Below are 24,956 nucleotides of genomic sequence, written 5' to 3'. Positions count from 1 at the left end.
AAGCCACAACACTGGCTTCTTTTTCCCACGCGACTGACCAGGATTGCAGATGAAATCCCGTCCAACGGCAAGCGCCGTGCCCTTGCGATACCTGCTGATGTTGGCCGCCCTGGTCCCCGTCATCGGCCACGCCGAAACACCACCGCCGCCTTTCGGCATCGAGTGGTTCCTCGATTGCCCGCAACCCGAACTGGAACGGCTCGACCCCGAGGTTATCGAACGCACCCAATGCGGCATCGTCACCGCGCCCCTCGACCACGCCGCGCCGGAGCGCGGCAGCATCAGCTTCGACATCACCCGCGTGGGTGCCCGGCAGCCCCTATCACGCCAAGGTGCACTGTTCACCAACCCTGGCGGCCCCGGCCTCGACGCCGGCGGCGCGTTCGCCGTGCATTTGGCCACCGTATGGAAACATTACGCCCGGCAACCCGAATGGGGAGGAACGTACCGCACGCTGGCGGACACCTTTGACGTGGTTGAAGTGACCCCACGCGGACTCGGCAGCGTGCCGGGGTCGCGCCTCGAATGTCGCTCCGACGAAGTGATCGTGCCGCAAGAGGACGCCAGCGAAGATCGCAGCGAAGCCAACCTGCTCGCCATTCGTGACAACGCCCGCCTGATCGCCCAAGCCTGCGCCAGCCATCCGCTGACGCCCTACATCACCACTGAACAAACCGCACGTGACCTGGAGTTTGTGCGCAGGCAACTGGGCGAGTTGCAGTTCAATTACCTTGGCAATGCCTACGGCACCTGGCTCGGCGCCTGGTACGGCGGCCTATTCCCCGCCCATGTGGGGCGCATGGTGCTGGACTCGAATATCAATTGGACGTCGACCTTCGAACACGCCAGCTTCATCGTGGCGGGCGAAAAAGAGAAAATCTTTGACCGTTTCGTCGCTCACCCTGCCGCCCTGGACCCAGGCGTGTATCACCTGGGTGACAGCCCGGTCGCCGTGCGCCGGGTATTCATGACGCTGCTGCCCAGCGTGCGCACGGCGCTGCGTTCGAACAATCGCTACTACAGCGACCCTGCCGGCTTGATGGGTGCACAGGTACTCAGTCGCTGGCTCAGCGAAACGCCCCACAGCGATGACCTGGCACTGGAGGCGCGAGCCCGCGCCCATCAATTCAGCCCGAACCCGGCGATTGAAGAACGCGCCAAGCTGATGTTCAGCTTGCTGTTGCAACGTGTTCGCGAACCCTTGCAGACCAGCATGCCGAAGCCCGGCCCCTTACAGATGTCGGCTGCCGACTCGGTCAGGACCGCCATCCTGTGCAACGACTCGGTCTACTCCAGCGAAGCGACATGGCAACGCAAGGAGGCCGAGTCCCTCGCCAGCCATCCCGTCGCAGGCAGCGCCCTGGAGGCCCGCCAGTGCACTACTTGGCCGCGAAAAAACGCCAGACCGCTGCCGCACAAGGAACTGGCCAGGCTCGACAGTTTGCTGATGATCCAGGCCGAGTTCGACGACCAGGCCCCCTCGACCGGCGCAGCGTGGGCCTTCGAACGCACCTTCCCGGCCAGTCGCGTCCAACTCAAGGACGCCTATGCCCATGGTGTTTCGTTCAGCGGGGTGAGTGCCTGCGTCAACCAATGGGTGGGGGACTACCTCGCGCATGGCACCCGACCGCCGCGTTCTACCGTGTGCAGTGATGCCCAGGCCATGCAATGACGCAGCGCTGCGCCTTGCGCCGACTCGGTGCTATCCTCGCGGCCTCATTGTTTCCAGAGATGTTTCGCAATGCCGAGAACCCACACATGGATAGGTCTTTTCTTGGCGCTGGCCTGTTTGCAAGGTTGCGCTCACACCGACCCACTCGCCGGCCAGCCGTTTTTTGCCGAGCCCGTCCACGCCGCCCCTGATACTGCCACGGTCTACTTCGTGCGCCAGTATCGCCAATTGAGCCCGCAGTTCATCACCGAAGTGCATGTCGATGGCAAAAGCCTGGGCGGCCTGCCCACCGGCGGTTACTTCAAGGTCGACTTGCCGGCAGGCGTGCACCGCGTGCGCTCCAACAAGACATCGATCCTCACCGACGAAGCCACTCGGGAGTTTGATCTCACCGTGGCCGCTGGCAAAAACTACTTTGTGGTGGACCAAGACCTGTGGAGCGAGCCGAAAGACGGCTTGACCCTGGGCGAAATGAGCAACGATATCTACCGCGGTTCCAGGCACTATTTCCGCTGGGCCCTCTTGCCTGAAGACGCCGTGGTGCCATTCATGCCCAAATACCGCCTGGCCAAACCTGCTGACGCGAAGTAGCAACCATGGACATCGAACTGGCACGCACCTTCCTGGAGATCACCCGTTGCGGCAGCCTGGCTGCGGCGGCCGAGAAACTGCACGTTACCCAGACCGCCATCACCGCCCGCGTCAAAAGCCTGGAAAGTCAGTTGGGCAGCACCCTGTTTGTGCGCAACCGCGCCGGCGCCCGACTCACTGCCGATGGCGAGGCGTTCGTGGTGTACGCCAACCAATTGCTGCAAACCTGGGAAGCGGCGAAACGCGACCTGCCATTGCCCGATGGCTATCGCAATGTGTTGCACATCGGTGGCGAGGTCAGCCTGTGCAACCCGCTGATGCTCGGCTGGGCCCAGGCCCTGCGCGAACATATCCCCGGCCATGCGTTGCGTACCGAAGTACGCGAAGGCGACTACTTATTGCGCCAACTGGAGTTGGGCGTGCTCGACGCCGCACTGGTGTTCCAGCCGCAATACTGGCCCGGGCTGCAGGTGGAACAGGTGCTGGAAGAAAAGCTGATCCTGGTGCAACTGGTGAGCAAGCCTGAGCCGTACGTGTACATCGACTGGGGCCAAGGCTTTCGCCAGCAACACGACACCGCCCTGCCCGACAAGGCGCGCGCCGCGTTGAGTTTCAACCTTGGGCCGTTGGCCTTGCAGTACATCCTGGAGAACGGCGGCGCGGGGTATTTCCGTACCCGTGTGGTGCAAAGCTACCTGGACAGCGGCGTGATGCAGCGCGTGCCCAAGGCGCCAGAGTTCAACTTCCCCACTTACCTGGTGTATTCGCGGGCACGGGATTCGGCGGTGTTGCAGCACGCGCTGGAGTTGCTGCGCGGGGTGGTCAAGGCCGAAAGCGATTGGTCGCAGCGCTGGGACCCGCTGATTTAAGCCCCACCTCGCTCAGAAAGACGGGACGTGGCTTATTGTAGTGAGCGGGCTTGTCCCGCGCTGGGCTGCGAAGCGGCCCAGCGCGGGACAAGCCCGCTCACTACAAAAGGTGGCCGCGATGGGCATCAGGACAAAAACTCGCACTTTTCCCGCCACCAACTAAGCTCTGCCTCCAATAAAAAATTGCCGAGCGCTCAGGCAACATCGTCCTTCCCTTGATGGATTACCTGTTCGGCACCCTGCACTGGGAGCCGGGCACCCACGACAACCAGGAATCGTCATGAGTACCCGTCCCAAAAAACTGCGTCATCTGCTGTTCGTGCTGTTTCTTGCGCTGATCGCCTTTTTGCTGTTGATGCCCACCAAGGTGCAACCGGTGAACTGGGCACCGCCTAAGGCGCCGTCGATGAAGGACGGGCTCTTTGCTGAAAACCAGCGGCTCAACGCCGTGCAGAAAATCGGCGCCCAGGGCATCGACGGGCCCGAAGCCTTGGTGTTGGACGCCCAGGGCTATCTGGTCAGCGGCCTGCATGACGGGCGCATCATCCGTACCGCCCCCGACAGCCACGCCCTCGAGGTATTGGCCAATACCGGAGGGCGCCCGTTGGGCCTGGCGCTGCACCCGGATGGGCGCCTGATCATTGCCGACGGCATCAAGGGCCTGCTGGCACTGGATGGCAATCGCCAGCTCACCGTCTTGAGCACCAGTGCCAACAACGTCCCGTTCGGCTTTACCGATGATGTGACCGTGGACGCCAACGGGCGTTATGCGTACTTCAGTGATGCATCGAGCCGCTGGGGCTACGGGCAGGACGGGGAAGCGGTGATCGAACATGGCGGTGATGGTCGGCTGTTGCGCTATGACTTCAGCACCGGTACCACCGAGGTGCTGCTGGATCAGTTGCAGTTCGCCAACGGCGTGGCCCTGGGCCCGGATGAAAGCTATGTGCTGGTAAATGAAACTGGCGCCTATCGCATCAGCCGTTACTGGCTCAAGGGCGAACGTGCCGGCAGCCACGACCTGTTTATCGACAACCTGCCCGGCCTGCCGGACAACCTCAGTTTCAATGGCGAGGACCGCTTCTGGGTGGCGCTGTATTCACCGCGCAATCCGCTGCTGGATGGTTTTGCCGGTTACCCGTTGCTGCGCAAGGTCATGGTGCGGGCACTGATGGTGGTGCCCAAGCCCATCGAGCGCAAAGCCTTTGTGCTGGGGCTGGATACCGATGGCAACGTCATCGCCAATTTGCAGGACGGCAGCGCGGGCAATTACTCGCCCATCACCACCGCCCGGGAATATGGCGACTGGCTGTACCTGGGCTCGTTGAAGAACACGAGCATGGCGCGCTTGCCGTTGTCGCTGGCATTGGCGCGCTGATGCAAAAAAGGGCACACAGGCGCGCGGCCTGTATGCCCTCGTTACTCAGCGCCTAGCGCCTTAGTTCTTGGTGCTGCTCAGCAAGGTCTGCTTGCACAGGTGGCCGAAGCTGACGAACTCGGTGTTATCGCCGCCGACACCAATGCCTGGGTATTCCAGCACCGCCATGCGCCACACGCCGTAGTTGAAGTCGGTGCGCCAAGTGTTTTTGTAGCCTTGGGCGTAATCGACAAAGGTGGTTTGGAAGTCACCGGAGCAGGTGCCCACGTTGATCGTGCCACCGGCCTGGCCGGAGCTGTCGGTCGTCCCCGAATACGCCTTGTAGACGATCGCGCCGGTGTCCGGGTTGATGTGCTGGTCGAGGTAGACGATCGGATGCAGGCCTACCAGCGGTGCACCGGTGCTGTCCGACAGGCCCATGGTCCAGGTCAGGTCGCGATAGGCCTGGGTGGTCATGTAGCCATAGCCCACGTTGGACGCGGAATACGGGATGCGCAACACGTTGCCTTCGCCCTTCACATCCGGGCTGTTGACCCGTGGGTTGGAACCCAGGGAAAGGTTGTATTTGCCGGTCGCGCTCCACGGCTCGTTCGGATGCTGGTTGGGGCGTACACGCACCTTCACCACACCGCCGACACCTGGGCTGGGGATGGAGGTCGAGGTGACATTGGCGCCAATGGTGACCCACTGGTTGCCATCGAAACGCTCAAGGATCCACTTGTTCCGGGTACTGCCGCTGGCCGCGTCGGCGGTCAATGCGATGCCCACGCTCTGGCCGCGTACGGCGGTGAAGTCGAAGTAATCGACATCGTTGAGGCTGTCGGCATTGCCCTTGATGTAGTTCAGGGTGTCCGGCAGCTGGAATGCGGTGTCGGGCGTGTCGTTGGGCTCATAGGCGTCGATATTTGTATCTACCGCCACACCGAACTGGAAGCTCGATCCTGGCACCGCCGCATTGGCCTCCATGAACCAGTAATAGTCACCCGCTGGCACCACGCCACTGAGGCTTTCATCCGCCGTGCCCGGGTTGTTGGAGGTGCCCAGCGGGATCGCGCCGCCCTGGCCATTGTCCTGGAACAGGCTCAACGACATATCGGTGCCTGCGGTCTGGCCCACGAGCAGCACGTTGATGCGTGCCTTTTGCGGCAGGTTGAAGTGGTAGCACAGCAGGTTGCCGGTCTGCACACCGTTGAGGGTGTACAGCAGGTTCACATCCAGGGTGGTCTCGCAGCCCTGGACCAGCGCCGCCTGCACCGCGCTGGCTTGCTTGGCATCGGCTTTGCGCACGTGGGTCGCCGGGGCGGGTACGCGGCTGTCTTCCACCACCGAATCTGCCTTCGCCTTGGCGGCGAACACCGGTTTGTTCAATTGAGCGGCGGTTTGCAGCTGTTGTTTCAAGGCAGCAGGCGCCTGGGTGGCCGGGACGTTACCGGCGCTTTTCAAGGCGTGCTTGATATTGGCTTGAGGCGCTTGCGCCGCCAGGTGAGGGTATTGCTCGGCCAGGGCAAAGGCCGAAACGAAGCAGGTGGCCGCCATGGCCGCGCCCAGCATAAAGGCTTTATTCGATTTCATTTTTTATCCATCCATAGTTAAAAAGTGAAGCTCAGGTGACATCCGGTCACCTGGGATGGAATCTAGCCAACAACTGTATGCATGTCCAGTATTTTTGTAGGATATTTTCCCACCCTAGTAGCCGGTCATCTCCAGGTAACCCACTCCACCGTCAAACTCCACCGGCCCTTCCCAGTACGGAATGCTCAGGTTCATCCAAGCCTTTGGGTTGACCGCTTGGGGAATGATCTCCAGCTGCTTGCCGGGAATTTTCAGTGACCAGCGGGTGGGAATCCTGCGGCCGCCGAGGCTCGTGGTGTCCAGCGGTTTGAGTTGAATATCGGCGTTGTGCAAGGTTTGTGTCTGGCCTTGCGAATCGATCCACGTGCCAGTGAGATAGCCAGGGCCATCGGTTTGCCGTACACGAAACACCATCAACTGTTCGCCACGATCCAGGTGCAGGGAGAACCAGTCCCAGCCTGTCTGGCTGGCGCCGAGCGGTTGACTGCTCCACTCGCGGTCGAGCCAGGCGGGGCCGCTGACCTGGTAGGCCTTGCCGTCGATGCTGACACTGCCACTGGCGCTGAAAAACGGCTGGCTGTAGTAGTAGGACGCCTGGCCCTGGTCGGATTTGCGGCTGTAGCCCTGCTCGCCTTGCAACACCAGGGGACGGCTGGAGGTCAGGTGCAAGTCGTAGGCGAATTGCGCACCACTGGCCTTGAGTTGCATATCAGCCAGCGGGCTTGCTGCGCCGGGTTGAGTGGCAAAATTCCAATCGTCGATCCAGGCATTGAACGGCACCGCCTGGGCGTCGGCCTGGCCGACCCCGCCACGGGCGAAACGCTCAGCCGCGTAGTGCTGGGTAGCGGAGGTGACGGCCACGTGCCCGAGCCACACCGTGGAATCGTGCCAGCCGGCTTGAGCCGGCCCCGCCTTGAGGGCATTGCGAAACAGCGTCCATTGCACGCCGAACACGTTGCCTTGGGCGTCCTTGAGGTTGGCGGTGACGTACCACCACTCGATGCGAAAGCCAGGATGAGGGCCATGGTCCTCGGGAAAGCTGAAGACCTTGCCGGGCACCACTTGGGCAAAGTCCGCCGCGTCACTGCCCAGGCCAGCAAAACTTTCCTGCGGTGCGGGGGCCTTGTCACAGGCGCTCAGCAATAGCAAAACCACCCAGCCCAGCGACTTAATCTTCATGGGCAAATGTCCGGAGCAAATCCGCAGGACGACTGCGGTACAACTGCCATAACGGCCAGGCCGAGGCCAACAGTGTGGCCAGCATCGCCAGCCCCAACAACTGTGCGAGCTGCCACGGGAACACTTGTAGCGGCAGGCGCCAGCCAAACGCCTGTACGTTGATCACCGCGTCCAGGCACCACGCCAACAGCAGGCCCAGCGGCAAGGCCAGGATCAGCGTAAGCACCGCTAGCAACCAGGTCTGCCCCAGATTGAGCAGCATCAATTGCCGACGCGTGACGCCCAGCGCCCACAGCGGTGCAAGTTGGCCGAGACGGCTCTGGCTCTGGGTCAGCAAGCTGATAAACAACGCCACGCCGGCCACGCCCAGGGTCAGGCTGTTCAAGGCAGCGGTGGCGGCAAAGGTGCGCTCGAAGACCTGGCTTGACCACCCTTTGAGTTGCTGTTGATCGACGATGCGGCTGTCGTCCAGGGCAAATACGCGCTGCACCTCCCCCACTAGCGGGGCCACGTCTTGCGGTGCGACCCGCAGGTTGAAGCGCGCCGGTGACAGCGTTGGCCAGTGAGCTAACAGGTGCTGCGAATTGACCAGCACATGCCCTTTAGGGTTGCCGTAATCGGCATAGATGCCCACCACTTTGGGTGCCCATACACCCAGCGGCGTGGGAATACTTACCGTGTCGCCCAGGCTGACGGCCAGCCGACGCGCCAGTTGTTCGCTGAGCATCAGCGTGTCGCCTTGCTGCAGTTGGTCCCAGGGATGGCTCGCCGCGTCCAGCAACGGCCAGTGCTGGCGATAAGTCGGGTCATCAACCACGCCAAACACATCCGCCGGCCAGCCTTGCAGTTGCACCGCGACCTGCCAGGTGGGCAGCACGGTTTGCACCAATGGTTGCTGTGCCAGCCACGCGCCAAGTTGCTCGGCCTGGGCTGGGGTTTGCGGGTTGAGGTACAGCTCGGCCGTGAGGCGTTGCTCCAGCCAATTATTGAAGGTGTGACGAAAGCCCGAGGTCATCGAGCCCGCACCGATATTCGCGGCCAGCGCCAACAACAGCGCCATCAGCGCCAGGCTCAGGGCCGGCAGTTGCTGGCGGCAGTCGGCGAGAAACCATTGGCCCAGCACCGAACGGCTGCGCCCCAGTACCGCTTTGAGCAGGCCATTGAGCAGCACCGGCAAACCGAGGGCGGCGCCCAGCAGCAAGGTCGCCATCAACACAAACCCGGCAGCCAGGCTGTCGCCCAACCACAGCGCCAACAACGCAATCAACAGCGCAGTGGCCGCCACCCAACCCTGGCGTCGCAACCAGCGCCCGTGGGCTTCGTGCCAGGCCTGGGCATTGGCCAATGCCAGCAATGGCAAGCGGGCTGCACGCCACAGGCTGCTGGCACCGGCGAGCAAAGCGCCGAGCAAACTCAAGCCCAACCCTGCGCCCCACCACCAGGGGCTCAGGCTCAACTGCCCCGGCACCTCGGCGCCATACAGGCCGCGCAGGCTGGCGGCCACGTCCGGCAGCAACAGGCTGGCCAGCAGGTATCCGCTGGCCACGCCGAGCACGCCCCCGAGCAATGACATCACACCAAGCTCTACACCCAGGCTAACGATCAATAGCCGCACACTGACACCGCAGGCGCGCAAGGTGCGCAGCAGCCCGCGTCGTTGCTCCAGGGCCAGGCCGATGGCGGCGTGCACGATAAACAGCCCCACCACAAAAGACAGAAAGCCCAACGCATCGAGGTTCAGGTGAAAGCTCTCGGTGAGACGCGAGAGGTTGTTGTCTTCGCCTTGCTTGAGTTGCAGGCCCGCCGGTGGAGTGGGATGGCCAGCGGCGAACGCCTTGTCCAATAGCAGGCGTGACAGGCGCTCGGGCATATCCAGCAGCGGTTGGGCAAAACCGATATCCGTCAGCAACAGCCCCGGCGCCATGCCCGGCTGGGCTTGCAGCGGTGGCAGCGTGTGCCCGTCCACGGTGGTCGGCTGCTGCCCTTCTTGAAGCCCCAAGGCCTGCAAGGTTTGCGCGGCGATCCAGGTGCGCCCAGGCGGGTCAAAAAACGCCAGCATCTGCGCCTGGCTCAAGCGTTGCCCGGCCACCGCGCCACTGCCGGGTAACGACACCGGGTCGATACCCATCAATTGCAGGCGCGCTTCTTCATGCCCCTTGAGTTGCACGCGCCCCTGCACCACGGGAGACACCGGCCAGCCGTCGCGACGCAATTGGGCGAACAGCGCTTGAGGGAAACTGGCGCCGTCCGGCGCGCTGAGGCTGGCCTGGGGTTCACCGCCGATCAGTTGGCTGGCACGGGCATAGCTGTCGCGCGCCTGGCTGTTAAGCGCTTGCACGCCGGTCAACAGCGCAGTGGCCAGCCACAGCCCGGTCAGCACACTGAAAAACTGCACGGGATGGCGCCGCCAATGGCTCAGCAGCACGCGCAAGGTCCAATAAAAAACGGCCATTTCAAGCGGCGTCCGCAGGCACGACACGACCCCGATGCAACACCACCTGCTGGTCCAGCCGAGCCGCGATACGGGGGCTGTGGGTGACCATCAACAGGCTGGTGGGGCTGTCACGCAGAAGGTCGAGCAGCAGTTGCAGCACTTCGTCGCTGGTGGACTCGTCAAGGTTGCCGGTGGGTTCGTCCGCCAGCAGCAGGCCTGGGCGTGACGCCAACGCGCGCCCCACCGCTACCCGTTGCTGCTGGCCGCCGGAGAGTTGTTCGGGGTAACGCTTGAGCAAATCACCGAGGCCGAGTCGTTCGATCAATTGCGCCTGCCACTGCGGATCAAAACGACCGGCCAGCCGCGCCTGGAATGCGAGGTTGTCCTCGACACGCAAACTGCCGATCAGGTTGAACTGCTGGAACACCAGGCCGATATCCGTGCGGCGCCAGTGCGCCAATTGAGACTCGCTGAGTTGGTCGAGACGCTGCTCGCCCACCTGGATACTGCCGCCGTCCACCCGATCGAGCCCGGCCACCAGGTGCAACAGGGTGCTCTTGCCGCTGCCCGATTCGCCCATCAACGCCAGGCTGCTGCGCGCGGCCAGGTGCAAGTCGACACCCGCCAACACCGCCAACGGGCCCTGTGGCGTGGCATAGCTCTTGAAGACCCCTTGCACCTGCAACATGGCAACACTCGTTTTATGGCTGGCCATCGAGAATAACGGCTGCCGATCGCGGTCACGCAAATTTTTCACATCGATTTCACCGGTTGCCCACCCGCCACACCTTAAATTGCCGGCCATGTGTCACGCGTCGGCAACTTTTCAGGGGTCACGACTGACAACTTTTAACCGCAGCATGTTCAGCGAAAAGACAGCAGCCCTATGACAGTCTCCTGCTTCACTGCGGGCATTCGCCGACACGTTGCGCCAAATCAGAACAACACTTTCGACAGTGCCCATGGTGAATAAAGTGGTTGACCTTACCCTGACCAAAGCGCGCTCGCCGCGGGCCTTTTTCAAGCGCCTGACCCGGCTTTGGCTGGGACTCGCCGTGATCGGCATGCTGCTCGCCGGCAGCATGTTGTGGCCGCTGTCACCCAAGGACCTCGGCGTGGGCGACCGCCTGCTTAATTCCCAGGTGCTGCCGCTGTGGCGCGATGGCGAGATCATCGTGCTGGTACGCCACGAAGAGCGCTGCGACCGCTCGGCCAATCCCTGCCTGGGGCCGATTGAAGGCCTGACGATCAACGGCAGCCAACACGCCGAAAGACTCGGCAAGTCCTTTAAATTATTGGGCATGGAAGGCAGCGATGTACTCGCCAGCCCAGCCATCCGCACCGCGCAGACCCTGCGGTTCATGTTCGGCAAAAACGAGCTGACCGCCAGCCAGTACGCCATCTGCGGCGCGGCCATGGGTGAAGAACTGCTCAGCCACAAGAACCCTGGTCGCAACCTGGTGTTCGTGACCCACAGCGGTTGCATCGCCGACCTGGAAAAAACCCTCGGTTTCCCCCATGCAGCCTTCCCCGAGTACGGCAGCGCACTGTTCCTGCAAGTGCTGCCCAACGGCAAACTCAAGACCTTGGGCATCCTCAAAAGCCAGGACTGGCCGGTCTCGCTAAAACAACTCTAGAACTTCCCCACCGGCCACTGCGGCCCATGTTCAGCAAAACGACAGCCATCTTCTGGCATGTTTAGTTGTGTCTGTTAGTTAAGGACGTCATGAATATTTTCAGTGACTTAGTGAAAGTCTTATTGTTTTGGGCTATGACTTCAATACACCACTACCGTGCAACTGAACGTCAAGGAGCGACGTTTTAATGACCCGTTTAAAACCCCTGCATGTATTGTTGCTGGCTTTTGCTGCGTTTTATTTATTACCGTTGGGCCTGCATGGTTTGTGGATACCTGACGAGACCCGCTACGGCCAGATCAGCCAGGAAATGCTGCTGACCGGCAACTGGGTATCGCCGCACTTCATGGGCATCCGTTATTTCGAAAAACCCGCCGCCGGCTACTGGCTGATTGCCCTGGGCCAAGCGGTGTTTGGCCAGAACCTGTTCGGTGTGCGTATCGCCTCGGCCCTGACCACCGGCCTGAGCGTGCTGCTGGCCTATCTGATTGCCCGTCGCCTGTGGAACGACCCGCGCAAAAGCTTCGCCTGCGCATTGCTCTACCTGAGTTTTGGCCTGGTGGCCGGACAAGCCGGGTATTCCAACCTCGATCCGCAATTCACCTTCTGGGTCAACCTGAGCCTGGTTGCCCTGTGGTTTGCCCTCGATAGCCGCACAATGCGCGGCCGCCTTGGCGCCTGGGCATTGTTGGGCCTGGCCTGCGCCATGGGTTTCATGACCAAGGGTTTCCTGGCCTGGGCACTGCCGGTGCTGATTGCCGTGCCTTACATGCTCTGGCAGCGGCGCCTGGGTGAACTGGTTCGCTATGGCTCACTGGCCGTGCTGGTGGCGGTGTTGGTGTGCTTGCCCTGGGTACTGGCGATCCACATCCAGGAACCGGACTTCTGGCGGTTCTTCTTCTGGAACGAACACATCCGCCGCTTCAGCGCCGACAACGCGCAACACGTGCGGCCATGGTGGTTCTTCTTGCCGATCATCGCCGTGGCCTGCCTGCCTTGGGCCGGTCTGCTGCCGAGCACCTTGCGCAAGACCTGGCAGGAAAAACGCCAACCGGCGATCACCTTCCTGGCGCTGTGGCTGCTATTGCCGCTGGGCTTTTTCAGCCTGAGCAACGGCAAGCTGCCGACCTACATCATGCCGTGCCTGCTGCCGCTGGCCCTGTTGATGGGACATACCCTGATTGATCTGATCAGCGCTGGCCGCGCCCGAACCATCTGCCTCAATGGTCTGCTCAACTTCGTCATCGGCATGGCGGCGATGATCGGCTTGATCTACCTGCAAATCGCCAAGCCGCTGTACGGCAACAGCCACGCCGAGATGTTCAGCCTGTCGCTGGCGTTTATCGTGTTGCTGGTGTGGATCCTTGCCAACCTGCTGCAGGCGTTCCGTCCGCTGACGCTGTGGGCGATGCCGGCCTTGGGCATTGGTTTGCTGGTGGTGTTGCTGCCAGCCGGCATGCCCGCGCAGATCGAAGACAATGAAATGCCCGACCAATTCGTCCTCGAGCACCTGGACGAACTGCAGCCAACCCATGCCCTGCTGAGTAATGAACTGGGCAGCGCGAGTGCGTTGTCATGGCGCCTGAAGCGCCCCGAGGTAACGCTGTATGACACCGAGGGCGAATTGCGCTACGGCTTGCAGTACGCAGGTTCGGTGCACCGCAAAGTCGAGTTGGACCAGGTACAGGACTGGCTGTACGAAGCACGCCAGCACGGTTCGGTCGGCGTGCTGCTGCGGGTCAGCAGCACCAGTGAAATGCGCGAGGCCGGGCAACTGCCGCTGGGAGGCAAACGCTACAGCAAAGGGTACCTGCAACTGATCATTTACCCGCAGTTGCCATGATGCGGCCCTTCTTCAAGACCGAACGCGGCGCCCTGCTTTTGCTGCTGGGCGTCACGGCCCTGCTCCTGATGACAGGCCTGGGCGCTCGCGACCTGTGGGGCCCGGAAAGCCGCTGGGCGAACATCGCCTTGCAGATGCTGCAGAGCGGCGACTACTTCGACCCGTACCTCAAGGGCGGCCCGTATTACGACAAACCCCTGCCCTCCTACTGGCTGATCACCGGCACGGCGCACCTGATGGGTGGCCTCGGCCCATGGTCGCTGCGCCTGCCTTCGGTGATCGGTGCCTGGTTGAGCGTGTGGCTGGTGTACCTGATCGGCGAGCATTTGTTTCGCAAGGGAACCGGGTTGATCGCCGGCTGGATGCTCGCCACCACCTTTTACTTTCTATTCTGGGCCCGCGTGGCCACGGCGGACGTGCTCACCGTGTGCGGTGTGCTGGCGGCGGTCTGGTGGTATTGGCGCGGGCCCGATGACACGCGGCTTTGGCGCTACACGGTGTTCTTCCTGCTGCTGTCGCTGACGTCGTTGCTCAAGGGCCTGATCGGCTTCGTGCTGCCTGCCCTGGTGCTGCTGCCGCACCTGCTCGGTGAACAGCGCTACAAACGTCACCTCAACCTGCGCCTGCTGCTGGCGATGCTGATCGCCGGCGCGGTGTACGCCGTGCCGTTCGTGTTGTCCCATCTGTACGGCGCGCCCACCTATGGCCAGAGCGGGTTGGCGCTGGTGTTCCGTGAAAACGTGGTGCGCTTCTTCGACCCTTTCGACCACATGGGCCCGATCTACACCTACCTGATCTACCTGCCCGCCTACACCCTGCCGTGGGTGCCCTGCTGGCTGCTGGGACTGTGGCTGGCGCTGCGGCACTGGCGCCAGACCCCGCCCAACGTACGTTGGCTGGTGTGGGGCCTCGGCCTGTTGTTCGTGTTTTTTACCGCCAGCGGTAGCCGACGCAGCTACTACGTATTGCCCTTGGTGCCGTTCGCCCAATTGCTGGGCGCCTGGTGGCTCAGTGAACGCCTGCACACCCAACCGGCCAGCCGGCCACGCTGGAACAGGGGCTTTGCCATCGCTGCGGCATTGATGCTGCTGGTCCTTGGCGTGGCCTATCCGTGGAGCAACGGCAATGGCGGCGTGACGGGCTTTGTCGAGGACGTGCACGCAGAGGCAGTTAAAAGCGCCCCGTGGGACCAATGGCAAATGGTGCTGGTGGAAGTGGACAACAAGGTGCCGATGTACCTGCAGAACGGCGGCAAGCCGTTCTACTACGTACCCGAGGCCCTGGATTTCCCACGCCAGGGCGACAGTGCTGCGTTCATGGCCTGGCTGGAAAAAACCAGCGGCAAGGCCTTCGACCCGCAGCGCACGATTATCGTCGCGCAGTTCTCCAAGGACGACCCTACGCCGCTGGCGTACCTGGGTAAGGATCATCAGGTGATCATCACCCGGCCGGACAACGGCGAGCAGTTGTTTCACAAGCGTGACGGTGGGAGTGTGGCGTTCGTGCCCTCGGCACACTGACTCAAGTGCGCTTGGTCTTTGCCGGATCCAGGGCTTCGACTGGCGCGACGCCCGTTCCCAACCCCGCCACCTGCTCTTGCACCGCTTTCCCCTCCGCACGATTGCGGATAAACCCGGCACGGGTAAACCGTTCCAGAAACGGCACCGGCAAGGCCTTGTCCGGCGTCACCGCTGGCTGTTCGGCCACATCGCCAAACAGCGTGTAGGCTGCCGTCGGCAAGTGGCGGGTATTGAGGTCGCTGGTCAGCCTGCCTTCCTGCAGGACGATGGCGCGGTTGGTCACCCGTTGCAGGTCGGACAGCCGCTGGGAGATGTACAGGATCGCCACTCCCCGCGCGCGTTGGCTGTCGATCAGGCCGAGCAGGCGCTCGGCGTCGGCTTCCGACAAGGCGGCGGTGGGCTCGTCGAGAATCAGTAGCTTGGGTTGCAGCACGAATGCCCGGGCCAGTACCAGCAGTTGGCGGTCCGCCAGGCCGAGACGCTCTACCGGGTGTTGCAGCGGCAGCTCCAGGCCCAGCCCGGCAGCGATGGTTTCGGCGCGTTGCAGCAGGCTTTTGCGGTTGAGCAGAAAGTCGGCGTCGGGTTGGCCGAGTTCGTCGAGCAGCAGGTTTTCGGCCACGCTCAAGCCGGGGGCGATGGCGTCATCAGGGTTTTGATGGACCGCCACAATGCCGACTCGCCGCGCCGACAAGGGCGAAACAAAGCGTTGCCGTTGGCCATCGACCCAGAGTTCACCGGCATCCGGGGCCAAGGTCCCACTGAGAATCTTCACCAAGGTCGATTTGCCCGCGCCCGCTGCCCCCAGCAATGCCACCCCTTCGCCGGGGTAAATATCCAGGCTGACCCCGTCCAGCGCCTGCTGGGCACCAAAGGTCTTGCACAGATCACGCAGGCGGATCAGGGGCTCGGGGGCAACGGGGTTGCTCATGGCTAATCTCTAAGGCGGAACGCTGGCTCATTACAGCCCCAAAGGACTGATTTATTCCGAACAACAATGAGTTAGGTCCCGAATTAAATGCATTACCTCATGAACAATCCAATAGCTGAATCGAATAGCAAAAAATTTTTGAGTTATAAGGCCTTTGCCAGCAGTTTGTTGAATGCTTTCAGCACCGCGTCCGGTTTTTCCAACATCAACTGGTGGCCACAGGCTTCCAGCACCTGAAAGTCCGCATTCGGCAACTGCCCAGCCAGGTCCTGGCCGCCGCTGGCGGGGGTGAGACCGTCGCTGTCACCGGCCAACACGCTGACCGGCAACACCAACGTGGGGATCAAGTCGGCGTCCGGCCATTCGGCGTTTTTGGTCAGTGCCTTGAACATGTGCAGGCGATTGCGCTCGGTGAGTTTTTCTTCGTAGGCCACCAGCACCGGGTCGGCCGTGGCATGCCAGGCGCGTTCGCGAAAGCCCTTGGCCAGGACCGGGCGCAGCCACTCCAGGATCCATGCAGGCAACGCCATCAGCCCGCCACTGACCGCCGGCCGATGCAACTGGGTGCCAAGCAGCAACGCCGCGTTGATTGTGACCGTCGGCTTGGCCAGCAACACGCTGAGGCTCAGGCCCGTGCCGAAGGAGTGCGCGACGAGCAGGTTTCGCGCACCGGCATAACGCTGCAGGATCGCCAGGTAATCCGCCACCAATTCGGGCCAGGCGTAGGCCTGGTCGTCACGTGGGCGGGCGCTATCACCGTGGCCCATCAAGTCCCAGGCCACCAGGCTGTAGCCTTCGGCCTTGAGCGCTTGCCATTGCAGGCGCCATTGGTCCTTGTTGCCGCCGGCGCCATGGCAGAAAAACACCACGGTGTCGGGTTGGGTGGTGCCTGGGTGGTGCGCGATGCTCAGGGTGCGGTGGGGGCGGATTGCCACAGGCTGGCCGCGCACTATGGGTAAGTCTGTAAATTGGGCACTCATAAACACCACATTCCTCGATTAATAAACTCGGCCAAAAATGTGGGAGCGGGCTTGCTCGCGAATACAGTGTGTCAATCAAAATATAGGTCACTGACCCACCGCATTCTCGAGCAAGCCCGCTCCCACATTTAGATCACCTACACCTCGGCAATCACGGATTGCAGGAGCGTTCGGGTATAGGGATGCCGTGCATCCGCAAACAACCCCGCCGTTTCCCCCTGCTCCACCACCCGACCGTTCTGCATCACCGCAATGCGGTCACACAGCCGCGCCGCAACGCGCAGGTCGTGGGTGATGAACACGATGCTCAACTTCAAGCGCCGTTGCAGCGACTCCAGCAGTTCCAGGATCTGCACCTGGATCAACGCATCCAGCGCCGACACACATTCATCGGCGATCAGCACCTTGGGTTCCACCGCCAAGGCGCGGGCGATGCCGATGCGTTGGCGCTGGCCACCGGAAAACTCATGGGGGTAGCGCTCAAACGCGGTGGCCGGCAGGCCGACCAAGGTCAGCAACTCCCGCGCGCGTTGCTCAGCTTCGCTCTTTGAATGTCCTTGCACCAAGGGCCCGGTCATGATGATGCGGCCCACGGTCTGACGTGGATTGAGGGAGGCGAACGGGTCCTGGAAGATCATCTGCACAGCGCTGCGCAACGGCCGCAGCCGCGCCTCCGACAACTCGGCAACGTCCTGGCCCAGCCAGTGGATGTGCCCGCTGTCGGCCCGCAGCAAGCGCACCAGGCAACGGCCCAGGGTGGACTTGCCCGAGCCCGACTCGCCGACGATGCCCAGGGTTTCACCTTCGCGCAGCTCCAACTGCACCGCGTCCAACGCCTGGGTGGTGCGTTTGCCCCACCAACCGTTGCGGCTGCGAAACACCTTGCCCAGTTGCGCGGCCTTGAGCACCACCGGCCCCTCGACCAACCCGCGCGGTGCCAACGGCTCGGCGGACACCGCCGCCAACAGTTGCCGGGTGTACGCGGCCTTGGGCTCGCGCAATACCTGCCGGGCACTGCCTTGCTCCACCGACACGCCTTTTTCCAACACCAGCACGCGGTCGGCAATCGCCTCGACCACGGCAAAGTCATGAGTGATAAACAACAACGCCATGCCCTTGTCCTGTTGGATTTTGCGCAACAGGTCGAGAATCTGCGCCTGTGTGGTCACGTCCAGCGCCGAGGTGGGCTCGTCGGCAATCAGCAACGCCGGATCGAACGCCAGGGCCATGGCGATCACCACCCGCTGGCGCTGGCCACCGGAGAGTTCAAAGGGATACGCCAGACGCAACCGCTCGGGGTCGGGCAAGCCGACATAACCGAGCAAGTCCACCACGCGCTGGCGACGTTCCCGCGAGGATTTGACCCCGTGGGCACGCAGGGTCTCATCGATCTGCTCGCCGACGCGCAACAGCGGGTTCAGCGCGCTCATCGGCTCTTGGAACACCATGCTGATATCGCGCCCGCGCAGTTCGCGCATCGCTGCTTCGCTACGGTTGGCCAAGTCTTCATCACGAAACACCAGGCGCCCGCTTTCCACCGTCAACGGCGTGGGCAATTGGCGCAGCAGCGCCTTGGCCAACATCGACTTGCCCGAACCGGACTCGCCCACCACACACAAGCATTCACCGCTACGCAGTTGCAGCGACAGGTCATACAGCGCATGGCTACGGTCCGCACCCGCCGGCAAGGCGATACGCAGGTGTTCGACACTCAATAACGTCATAGCGGCCTCCCCGGTTCGAAGGCCACGCGCAGGCCTTCGCCCACCCGATTCACCGCCAGTACACACAGCACAATCGCCAGCCCCGGCAGGAAACTCATCCACCAGGCGTCCCGCAGCAGGCCACGGGAGGCGTTGATCATGTAGCCCCAACTCATGGCTTCGGGGTCGCTTAAACCGAGAAACGCCAATGCGGCTTCGGTGAGGATCGACATCGCCATCACAAACGTCATGACCACGAGCAACGGCGACAAGGCATTCGGCAGGATCTGTTGCGTAATGATCCCCAGCGGCGACTGCCCCAGTACCCGCGCCGCCTGCACGAACTCACGCTGGCGCAAGGTCAGGAACTCGCTGCGCACCAGGCGCGCCACCGGCGGCCACGCCACCGATGCAATCGCCAGCACGATCGTGCCCAGGGAAGGTTCCAGCACCGCCACCAGGATCACCGCCAGCACCAGTTGCGGTACGATCTGGAAGAACTCCGCGACGCGCATCAGCACGCCGTCGAGCCAGCCGCCGAAGTAACCGGCGATGGCGCCCACTATCAAGCCCACCAACACGGTCGCCAATGTCGACAAGGTGGCCACCGCTAGGGATACGCGGGCGCCGTACAGCAAACCGCTGCCCAGGTCGCGCCCGAGCAGGTCGCTGCCCAACCAATGGGATGCATCATGAAACGGGGCCAACATCGGCTGGGTATTCATCTCCCAGGGCGAACTGTTGACCAGCCAAGGCGCGGCCAGTGCCAGCGCCGTCAACAGCAACAAATACACCGCACCGGCCAGCGCCGAGGGCTGGCGTACAAACCGTCTGAACACCGCCATCAGCCCTGCCCTCCGGCGGCAATGCGCGGGTCGATAAGCCGGCATATCACATCGGTCAACACGTTAAAGCTCACCACCAGAATCGAGATCACCAGAAAGCCTCCCATCAGCACCCCGTAGTCACGTTGGGCCAGGGACTCGTACATCAAGCGGCCGAGGCCGGGCCAGGAATACACCACCTCTACCAACAACATGCTGCTGGCCAACTGGCCCGGCTGCATGCCGGCAAACGTCACCAACGGCAGCAGCGCATTGCGCAGCACATGCCCGTACAAAATCCGGCGCGGATGCAGGCCCTTGGCCTGGGCGGTGCGCACGTATTCCTGGCTGAACGCGTCGAGCACGGCAGCGCGGGTCAGGTGGATATACAACGCCAGGAACAACACGCTCAGCGACAGGCACGGCAAAAGCAAATGCTGCAGGCGATCGAGCAGCGAGAAGTCCTGGCCGACGGTTTCCATGCCGAAGGCCGGCAGCCAGTCCAGGCTGACCGAAAACAGCAAGATCAACAGCATCGCCAGCCAGAACGGCGGCATCGCGTACAGCAACAAGGCGCCCTGGGAAATCAACCCATCCAGCCAATGCCCCTTGCGCCGCGCCCGCGCAGCCAGCACGCCCAACGTCACGCCCAGCACCGACGACACCACAAACGCCGAGCCCATCAACGCCAGCGTCGCCGGCAAGCGCTCGCTGATCAGCGACCACACCGACGTCTGGTTGCGATAGGAATAGCCCAGGTCCAAGTGCGCGACGTTGCCCAGGTAAATCAGCAACTGCTGCAGCAGCGGTTTATCCAGGCCCATGGTCTGGCGCAGTTGCTCGATAAACTGCACATCGTCCACCCCCGCTTCACCGGCCAGCAGCAGTGCCGGGTCACCCGGCGCCAGGCGGATCAACAGGAAACTCAACACCAGCACCGCCACCACCATCAGCAGCGCCTTGACCAGGCGCCCGCCGAAAAACAGCACGCCGTTCATGGCGCAGGCGCGTCGAGGTACACGCTTTCGTAGTCTTCGTTAAGGCTGGTAGCGGTCTGCAGCAGGTTTTTTACTTGCGTGTGAAACAGCGTCTGGTTGCGCATTTCAAAGATCGGCGCGATGGGCAGGTCGGTGTTCAATACGTTTTCCAGTCTGCTGTAGAGCTGGGTGCGCGCCGAGCCCTCCGGCGTATCGGCAAGCTTGGCCCACAGGGCATCGGCCTCGGGGCTGTTGTAGCCGCTGACGTTGGCGAACGGTGAGGTCTTGAGGATGTAGTCGGAGCGGAACAGGTAGGCGCTGGTCAGGTACGGGTCGCCGATCTGGAAGATGAAGTTGTAGGTCAGGTCGAAGTCCCAGTCGCTCACACGCTGGAACCAGGTCGCGGCATCGGACGTCACCACTTGCACCTTGAAGCCCAGCGGTTGCAGGGCTTGCTTGGTGTACTCGGCCAGGCGCTCCCAGGCGCCACCCTTCTCACCGTTGAGCAAGCGGATACGCACCGCGCCCACGTCCACACCGGACTCGGCGATCAGCGCCTTGGCCTTTTTCACGTCGTAGCTGTACTGCGGCAACTGCGGGTCGTGGTACGGCGTGGTGGAGACAAACTCGCCCTCGGCGACCTTGCCCGAGCCGAAGAAAATGTTATCGACGATGAACTGGCGGTTCAGCGCATACAGGATCGCCTGGCGCACCTTGGGGTTGTTCAGCGGCGGCTTGCGCGTGTTGATCTGCAGGAAAGCCAGGCCGGCATACAGCTCCCAGCCTTTCTCCGACGCCTGTACATCCGGCAGCGCGCTGAGGCGCTTGAGGTCGGAGTAGTCGGCATCGCCGCTGCGCAGCACTTGCACGTCGTTACGCTCGAAAGCGGCGGCGCGGGAAGAACCGTCGGGGATCACGTGGAAGATGATGCTGTCGAGGTGCGGCAGGCCCTTTTTCCAGTAATTGTGGTTCTTGGCCAGCTTGATGTAGGCGCCGCGTTTCCACTCCACGAATACGAACGGCCCGGTACCGACCGGCTTCAGGTTGTAGGGGTTGTTACGAAAATCGGTGTTCTCGTAGAGGTGCTTGGGCACCACCGGGCGCAGGCCGCTGCCCAGAGCCGAGAGCAAGGGGGCGAAGGGTTTCTTCAAGGTGAAGACCACCTGCTGCGGGCCCTTGGCGGTGATGCTGGCGACGTACTCGGTGATGATCCCGCCCAGGCGCTTGTCCACTTCGGGGTAGAAGGTCTGGAAGCTGAACACCACGTCATCGGCGGTGAACGCCGGGCCATCGTGCCAGTGCACGTTGTCTTGCAGCTCGAAGGTGTAGGTGAGGCCGTCCGGCGAGATGGTCCAGGACTTGGCCAATACCGGTTTGGGTTTGAGGTCGGTGTCGAAGGTCAGCAGGCCTTGCAGCACCTTGCCGCTCACGTATTGGGTGGACACGTGGCTGACCACGCCGTGCATCAACGACGGCGGCTCGGGTTGGGCCACCAGGTTCAGCACCCCGCCCTCCTGGGGTTGCGCCAGGGCCTGGCCGGCCAGCAACGCGGTGCACAACCCCACGGATGAAAGGACACGGCGAAAAGAGAATGGGCGCATGAAGGCTCCTCGAATGGAAAAGTTCTAGAAGGGATTTTGCAAGGGCTGTGCCATGGGTGTTTGGGTGTGGATTACGGGGTGTTCATGCAGAACCGCTGATGAAAAAACCACAGTGCTGCGCCTGAGTGTGCAAAAAGCAGCAGCCCCACTGCGCGAAATGTGGGAGCGGGCTTGCTCGCGAATGCGGTGGGTCAGCTGCATTTTCATCAACTGGCCCACCGCATTCGCGAGCAAGCCCGCTCCCACATGGACCCCATGGTGTCAGGTGGCACAAGGTTTGCCCCTGCAACCTCATCTGAACAGACGAGCCTCTTCCCCATGTCACTGGATTACCTGGGCAACCCCATCGACACACTCGACCCTTCCACCCGCCAGGGCCTGGACGATTTCATCGGCGGCTTCCTCGGCTACCAGCCCCGTGCCGAAGGCATTCTGGCCACCGCCGATGCCGACCCCGACTCGGCCCTGGCCAACGCCTTCGCCGGCGTGCTGCTGATGTTCATCGAGTCCCCCGAAGGTCCAACCCTGGCCGAGCACTACCGCCAGCGCGCCGCCGCCGTGAACAGCGACCACCCACGCGCCCAGTTGTACCTGGCCGCGCTGCAGGCCTGGATCAACGACGACCTTGACCAGGTCCTGCACCTGAGCGAACACCTGCTCGACCGCTACCCCCGCGACCTGTTCGCGGCCAAGCTCAACCAATACCTGGAATTCAACCGCGGCAACTGGCCCGCACTGCTGCGCATCGGCCTCAAGGCCACTGTCGGCGCGCCCGACATCGCCCACAGCCACGGCCTGCTGGCCTTCGCCTACGAGCAATGCCACCTGCTCGACGAAGCCGAAGCCAGCGCCCGCGAAGCCCTGCGCCTGCAACCTTCCGAGCCTTGGGCCCAGCACGCCCTGGCCCATGTAATGCTGACCCAGGGGCGTATCGAGGAAGGCACTGAGTTCCTGGAAAACGTGGCCCATCACTGGGCGGGCTTGAACTCGTTCATGTACACCCACAACTGGTGGCACCTGGCGTTGTTCTACCTGGCGCGGGGTGAGGATCAGCGTGTGCTGGAGATCTACGACCAGCACGTGTGGGGTATCCTGCCGGAGTACTCCCAGGACCAGGTGGGGGCGGTGTCGTTGCTGGCACGGTTGGAGCTGGCCGGCATTGATGTGGGCGAGCGTTGGCAGGCGTTGGCGCCATACCTGCAACGGCGGGTGGCGGATACGGTGCAGCCGTTTCTCAGCGTGCAATACCTGTACGGCCTGGCGCGGGCCGGCAAGCCCGAGGCGGATGAACTGTTGGCGGCGTTGCGCGAGCATAGTCTGGCAGCACGACCGGTGTGGGGCGAGGTGACTTTGCCGTTGGCACGCGGGCTGCTGGCGCATGCGCGAGGGGATGCGCTGCAAGCATTGGAGCAACTGACTATCGCCCTGCCCCGATTGAATGAGATCGGCGGCAGCCATGCCCAGCGTGATCTGTTTGCCCAGGTGGAGCTGGATGCGCGGTTGAGGGTTGGGGATTGGTTGGGGGCGCAGCAAACGCTGGAGCTGCGGCGTCGGTATGACGGGTGGGATGCGCCGACTAATCGGAGTTTGGTGCGGGTGTATGAGGCGCTTGGGTTGCCGGAGCAAGCGGGTAAGGCGTTAGAGCGGGTTGCACGTTTTACCTGATGTATAGCGTTTCAACTGTGGGAGCTGGAGCTTTTTCGGTCGGAGTACATATCCATTGTTTCGGTCACGGCTACTTAGGGTTCCGCTCTTACAGCGGCTCACTTTTGGAAGGACCGGAATGCCGGCCCAGCCAAAAGTAAGCAAAAGGTCCTCGCCCCACCACTCGGTGTCTCGCCTAGGCTCGACATGCCCGAACGCGGGCTTGACGGGGCGCCTAAGATCAAGATCACAAACCAGATCAAAAGCCAGGCTACCTGATACATGGAGATCCAAATGTGGGAGCGGGCTTGCTCGCGAATGCGGTGGATCAGCCAATGAATTAGTTGACTGACACACTGCATTCGCGAGCAAGCCCGCTCCCACATTTTTTGACCGAGTCTGACTTACTATGACCGTGCGCTGAACACTCCCCGCGCAATCCCCCTTGCCACACAATCGGCCGCTGCCGCGCCAATCCGCCCGATCTCCACCTGCCGCCTCGGCCCGTCGGTCAACTCCACTGCCGCCGACGCCAACGCGAACACCGTGTCCCCATCAAACGGCAAGTGCGCCGGTCGTACTGCCCGGGCGATGCCGTCCTGGGCCATGATCGCCACGCGCTTGCACTCTGCAACGGTGAGGCGCGCAGTGCTGGCGACCACCACCAGCGTGGTATTCGCCCCGGCTTGCAAACGGCCCATGGAGTCCAGCCGCGACAGCTCCGGCATCGGGTCGCTGCAGTCCATTTCTGTTTGCGGGCGCTGGCCGCCGAACTCCCCCGCCACTTCCCACGGCCAGGCCCAGAAGGTCTGGCCGTCGGGCATGTACACCGAGCCAATCGGGTTGGCGACCACCAGCGCGGCAACGATCAGCCCGTCACCCAAGTCGAGAGAGGCCGTACCGAGCCCGCCTTTCAGCACTCCGGCCATGGCACCACGGCCAGCACCCACCGAGCCCAGTTCGAAGTCCTCGCCAGCGTTGGCCAGCGCTTCAAAACCCAGGCGCCGGTACGGCGGCTCCAGGCCCCAGTCCTTGTCGCCACCGTTGGCCAGGTCGTGCAACACGGCGGCGGGCACGATGGGGATCGCCGGGGCACCGGGCTTGAGGTGCAGGCCGACCTGGTCCTGGGACAGTTTGGCCGCCACCGCATCCGCCGCCCCCAGGCCGAATACCGAGCCGCCGGCGAAGACCAGCGCGTGGAGTTGGCCGACCATGTTTTCGGGTTCCAACGCAGCGGTTTCGCGCCCGCCGGGGCCGCCGCCACGGATGTCGATACTGGCGGTCCAGAAACCATCGGGGCGGATCACCGTGACGCCGGTGTCGACGTGCAGGTCCGTGGCGTGGCCGACCGTGAGGCCTGGGATATCGGTGAGGGCGTTGCGCGGGCCGGGTCTAGGCATACAGAAAAAGCTTCCTTGGGTTTAGGTATGGCGTGGGGTGAGCAAGGGGTGTGCCAAGCGTAGCTCGCCCGGCCTCACGGCTCGAAATCCGCCCCCCCGGAAAAAGCCCTGCACAAAAACCAACACCCTGCTCTGCGCCCTGTTAGAAAAACACCAACACTGGTATGCAACCACAATCAACACACTGTTTTTAAACAACTTTTT

Annotated in this window: 18 protein-coding genes and 2 pseudogenes; 9 read left to right on the top strand and 11 right to left on the bottom strand. The window is 62.6% G+C overall.

The window, feature by feature from the left end; translation table 11 throughout:
* Nucleotides 1-49 precede the first annotated feature (49 nt).
* The 5 genes and pseudogenes from HF257_RS13475 to HF257_RS13460 all read left to right on the top strand — a co-directional run bounded on the left by HF257_RS13475 (nt 50) and on the right by HF257_RS13460 (nt 4,510).
* Nucleotides 50-1,672, top strand: coding sequence for an alpha/beta fold hydrolase (locus HF257_RS13475; RefSeq protein WP_185710461.1), 1,623 nt, complete (start codon nt 50-52; stop codon nt 1,670-1,672).
* 102 nt (nt 1,673-1,774) lie between these two features.
* The gene (locus HF257_RS13470; protein ID WP_185710460.1) at nt 1,775-2,263 is read left to right on the top strand and encodes a DUF2846 domain-containing protein; all 489 of its coding nucleotides are present in this window, start codon (nt 1,775-1,777) and stop codon (nt 2,261-2,263) included.
* A 5-nt stretch (nt 2,264-2,268) separates the two neighbouring features.
* Nucleotides 2,269-3,132 carry a LysR family transcriptional regulator gene (locus HF257_RS13465; RefSeq protein WP_185710459.1) on the top strand — a complete coding sequence of 288 codons (864 nt, stop codon included), beginning with the start codon at nt 2,269-2,271 and terminating at the stop codon, nt 3,130-3,132.
* Nucleotides 3,133-3,323: 191 nt separating this feature from the next.
* A pseudogene (locus tag HF257_RS33475) lies at nt 3,324-3,416 on the top strand (sterol desaturase family protein); the annotation flags it as partial.
* Nucleotides 3,413-4,510, top strand: coding sequence for an SMP-30/gluconolactonase/LRE family protein (locus tag HF257_RS13460; RefSeq protein ID WP_185710458.1), 1,098 nt, complete (start codon nt 3,413-3,415; stop codon nt 4,508-4,510). The pseudogene HF257_RS33475 and the gene HF257_RS13460, both read left to right, overlap by 4 nt.
* 60 nt (nt 4,511-4,570) lie before the next feature.
* Here the strand turns inward: HF257_RS13460 and HF257_RS13455 are convergent, their stop codons facing one another.
* The 4 genes from HF257_RS13455 to HF257_RS13440 all read right to left on the bottom strand — a co-directional run bounded on the left by HF257_RS13455 (nt 4,571) and on the right by HF257_RS13440 (nt 10,383).
* A complete protein-coding gene (locus tag HF257_RS13455; protein WP_185710457.1) occupies nt 4,571-6,082 on the bottom strand; it encodes a hypothetical protein in 1,512 nt (503 codons plus the stop codon).
* A gap of 114 nt (nt 6,083-6,196) precedes the next feature.
* Nucleotides 6,197-7,261, bottom strand: a complete 1,065-nt coding sequence (locus tag HF257_RS13450; RefSeq protein ID WP_185710456.1) for a lipocalin-like domain-containing protein — start codon at nt 7,259-7,261, stop codon at nt 6,197-6,199.
* A complete protein-coding gene (locus HF257_RS13445) occupies nt 7,251-9,713 on the bottom strand; it encodes an ABC transporter permease (protein ID WP_185710455.1) in 2,463 nt (820 codons plus the stop codon). The genes HF257_RS13450 and HF257_RS13445 overlap by 11 nt, the downstream gene beginning before the upstream one ends.
* A 1-nt stretch (nt 9,714) precedes the next feature.
* On the bottom strand, nt 9,715-10,383 hold the full coding sequence (locus tag HF257_RS13440) for an ABC transporter ATP-binding protein (protein ID WP_185710454.1): 669 nt from the start codon (nt 10,381-10,383) through the stop codon (nt 9,715-9,717).
* 274 nt (nt 10,384-10,657) lie between these two features.
* Between HF257_RS13440 and pmrG the strand changes: the two genes are divergently transcribed.
* From pmrG to HF257_RS13425, 3 genes are all read left to right on the top strand, one after another.
* Nucleotides 10,658-11,332 carry a lipopolysaccharide core heptose(II)-phosphate phosphatase PmrG gene (gene pmrG, locus HF257_RS13435; protein ID WP_185710453.1) on the top strand — a complete coding sequence of 225 codons (675 nt, stop codon included), beginning with the start codon at nt 10,658-10,660 and terminating at the stop codon, nt 11,330-11,332.
* A 187-nt stretch (nt 11,333-11,519) separates the two neighbouring features.
* Nucleotides 11,520-13,175 carry a lipid IV(A) 4-amino-4-deoxy-L-arabinosyltransferase gene (gene arnT, locus HF257_RS13430; protein WP_185710452.1) on the top strand — a complete coding sequence of 552 codons (1,656 nt, stop codon included), beginning with the start codon at nt 11,520-11,522 and terminating at the stop codon, nt 13,173-13,175.
* The gene (locus HF257_RS13425; protein ID WP_185710490.1) at nt 13,175-14,695 is read left to right on the top strand and encodes an ArnT family glycosyltransferase; all 1,521 of its coding nucleotides are present in this window, start codon (nt 13,175-13,177) and stop codon (nt 14,693-14,695) included. The genes arnT and HF257_RS13425 overlap by 1 nt, the downstream gene beginning before the upstream one ends.
* Nucleotides 14,696-14,944: 249 nt before the next feature.
* Here the strand turns inward: HF257_RS13425 and HF257_RS13420 are convergent.
* From HF257_RS13420 to HF257_RS13395, 6 genes and pseudogenes are all read right to left on the bottom strand, one after another.
* A pseudogene (locus HF257_RS13420) lies at nt 14,945-15,623 on the bottom strand (ATP-binding cassette domain-containing protein); the annotation flags it as partial.
* A gap of 143 nt (nt 15,624-15,766) precedes the next feature.
* Nucleotides 15,767-16,603: an alpha/beta fold hydrolase gene (locus tag HF257_RS13415; protein WP_185710450.1), complete on the bottom strand. Its 837-nt coding sequence runs from the start codon at nt 16,601-16,603 to the stop codon at nt 15,767-15,769.
* A gap of 137 nt (nt 16,604-16,740) precedes the next feature.
* A complete protein-coding gene (locus HF257_RS13410; protein WP_185710449.1) occupies nt 16,741-18,327 on the bottom strand; it encodes a dipeptide ABC transporter ATP-binding protein in 1,587 nt (528 codons plus the stop codon).
* Nucleotides 18,324-19,151, bottom strand: a complete 828-nt coding sequence (locus tag HF257_RS13405; protein WP_185710448.1) for an ABC transporter permease — start codon at nt 19,149-19,151, stop codon at nt 18,324-18,326. Before HF257_RS13405 ends, HF257_RS13410 begins: the two co-directional genes overlap by 4 nt.
* A complete protein-coding gene (locus HF257_RS13400) occupies nt 19,151-20,128 on the bottom strand; it encodes an ABC transporter permease (protein ID WP_185710447.1) in 978 nt (325 codons plus the stop codon). Before HF257_RS13400 ends, HF257_RS13405 begins: the two co-directional genes overlap by 1 nt.
* Nucleotides 20,125-21,708, bottom strand: coding sequence for an ABC transporter substrate-binding protein (locus HF257_RS13395; protein ID WP_185710446.1), 1,584 nt, complete (start codon nt 21,706-21,708; stop codon nt 20,125-20,127). The genes HF257_RS13400 and HF257_RS13395 overlap by 4 nt, the downstream gene beginning before the upstream one ends.
* Before the next feature lie 318 nt (nt 21,709-22,026).
* Here HF257_RS13395 and HF257_RS13390 point away from each other — a divergent pair, with 318 nt between their 5' ends.
* Nucleotides 22,027-23,373 (top strand): tetratricopeptide repeat protein, encoded by a 1,347-nt coding sequence (locus HF257_RS13390; protein WP_185710445.1) that lies wholly within the window; start codon nt 22,027-22,029, stop codon nt 23,371-23,373.
* Between the two features lie 386 nt (nt 23,374-23,759).
* Here the strand turns inward: HF257_RS13390 and HF257_RS13385 are convergent, their stop codons facing one another.
* Nucleotides 23,760-24,752 carry a P1 family peptidase gene (locus HF257_RS13385; RefSeq protein WP_185710444.1) on the bottom strand — a complete coding sequence of 331 codons (993 nt, stop codon included), beginning with the start codon at nt 24,750-24,752 and terminating at the stop codon, nt 23,760-23,762.
* Nucleotides 24,753-24,956: the final 204 nt, after the last annotated feature.

Source organism: Pseudomonas cremoris (genome assembly GCF_014230465.1).
The sequence above is the reverse complement of the archived record's forward strand: the minus strand, read 5'-3'. Positions and strand labels throughout refer to the sequence as shown.

Bases quoted from the DNA above. Each gene is read 5' to 3' on its own strand.
- arnT (WP_185710452.1), top strand. From the start codon at position 11,520: ATGACCCGTTTAAAACCCCTGCATGTATTGTTGCTGGCTTTTGCTGCG.
- HF257_RS13385 (WP_185710444.1), bottom strand. From the start codon at position 24,752: ATGCCTAGACCCGGCCCGCGCAACGCCCTCACCGATATCCCAGGCCTC.
- HF257_RS13415 (WP_185710450.1), bottom strand. From the start codon at position 16,603: ATGAGTGCCCAATTTACAGACTTACCCATAGTGCGCGGCCAGCCTGTG.
- HF257_RS13405 (WP_185710448.1), bottom strand. From the start codon at position 19,151: ATGGCGGTGTTCAGACGGTTTGTACGCCAGCCCTCGGCGCTGGCCGGT.
- HF257_RS13425 (WP_185710490.1), top strand. From the start codon at position 13,175: ATGCGGCCCTTCTTCAAGACCGAACGCGGCGCCCTGCTTTTGCTGCTG.
- HF257_RS13450 (WP_185710456.1), bottom strand. From the start codon at position 7,261: ATGAAGATTAAGTCGCTGGGCTGGGTGGTTTTGCTATTGCTGAGCGCC.
- HF257_RS13445 (WP_185710455.1), bottom strand. From the start codon at position 9,713: ATGGCCGTTTTTTATTGGACCTTGCGCGTGCTGCTGAGCCATTGGCGG.
- HF257_RS13465 (WP_185710459.1), top strand. From the start codon at position 2,269: ATGGACATCGAACTGGCACGCACCTTCCTGGAGATCACCCGTTGCGGC.
- HF257_RS13400 (WP_185710447.1), bottom strand. From the start codon at position 20,128: ATGAACGGCGTGCTGTTTTTCGGCGGGCGCCTGGTCAAGGCGCTGCTG.
- pmrG (WP_185710453.1), top strand. From the start codon at position 10,658: ATGGTGAATAAAGTGGTTGACCTTACCCTGACCAAAGCGCGCTCGCCG.
- HF257_RS13455 (WP_185710457.1), bottom strand. From the start codon at position 6,082: ATGAAATCGAATAAAGCCTTTATGCTGGGCGCGGCCATGGCGGCCACC.
- HF257_RS13410 (WP_185710449.1), bottom strand. From the start codon at position 18,327: ATGACGTTATTGAGTGTCGAACACCTGCGTATCGCCTTGCCGGCGGGT.
- HF257_RS13475 (WP_185710461.1), top strand. From the start codon at position 50: ATGAAATCCCGTCCAACGGCAAGCGCCGTGCCCTTGCGATACCTGCTG.
- HF257_RS13395 (WP_185710446.1), bottom strand. From the start codon at position 21,708: ATGCGCCCATTCTCTTTTCGCCGTGTCCTTTCATCCGTGGGGTTGTGC.
- HF257_RS13390 (WP_185710445.1), top strand. From the start codon at position 22,027: ATGTCACTGGATTACCTGGGCAACCCCATCGACACACTCGACCCTTCC.
- HF257_RS13440 (WP_185710454.1), bottom strand. From the start codon at position 10,383: ATGTTGCAGGTGCAAGGGGTCTTCAAGAGCTATGCCACGCCACAGGGC.
- HF257_RS13460 (WP_185710458.1), top strand. From the start codon at position 3,413: ATGAGTACCCGTCCCAAAAAACTGCGTCATCTGCTGTTCGTGCTGTTT.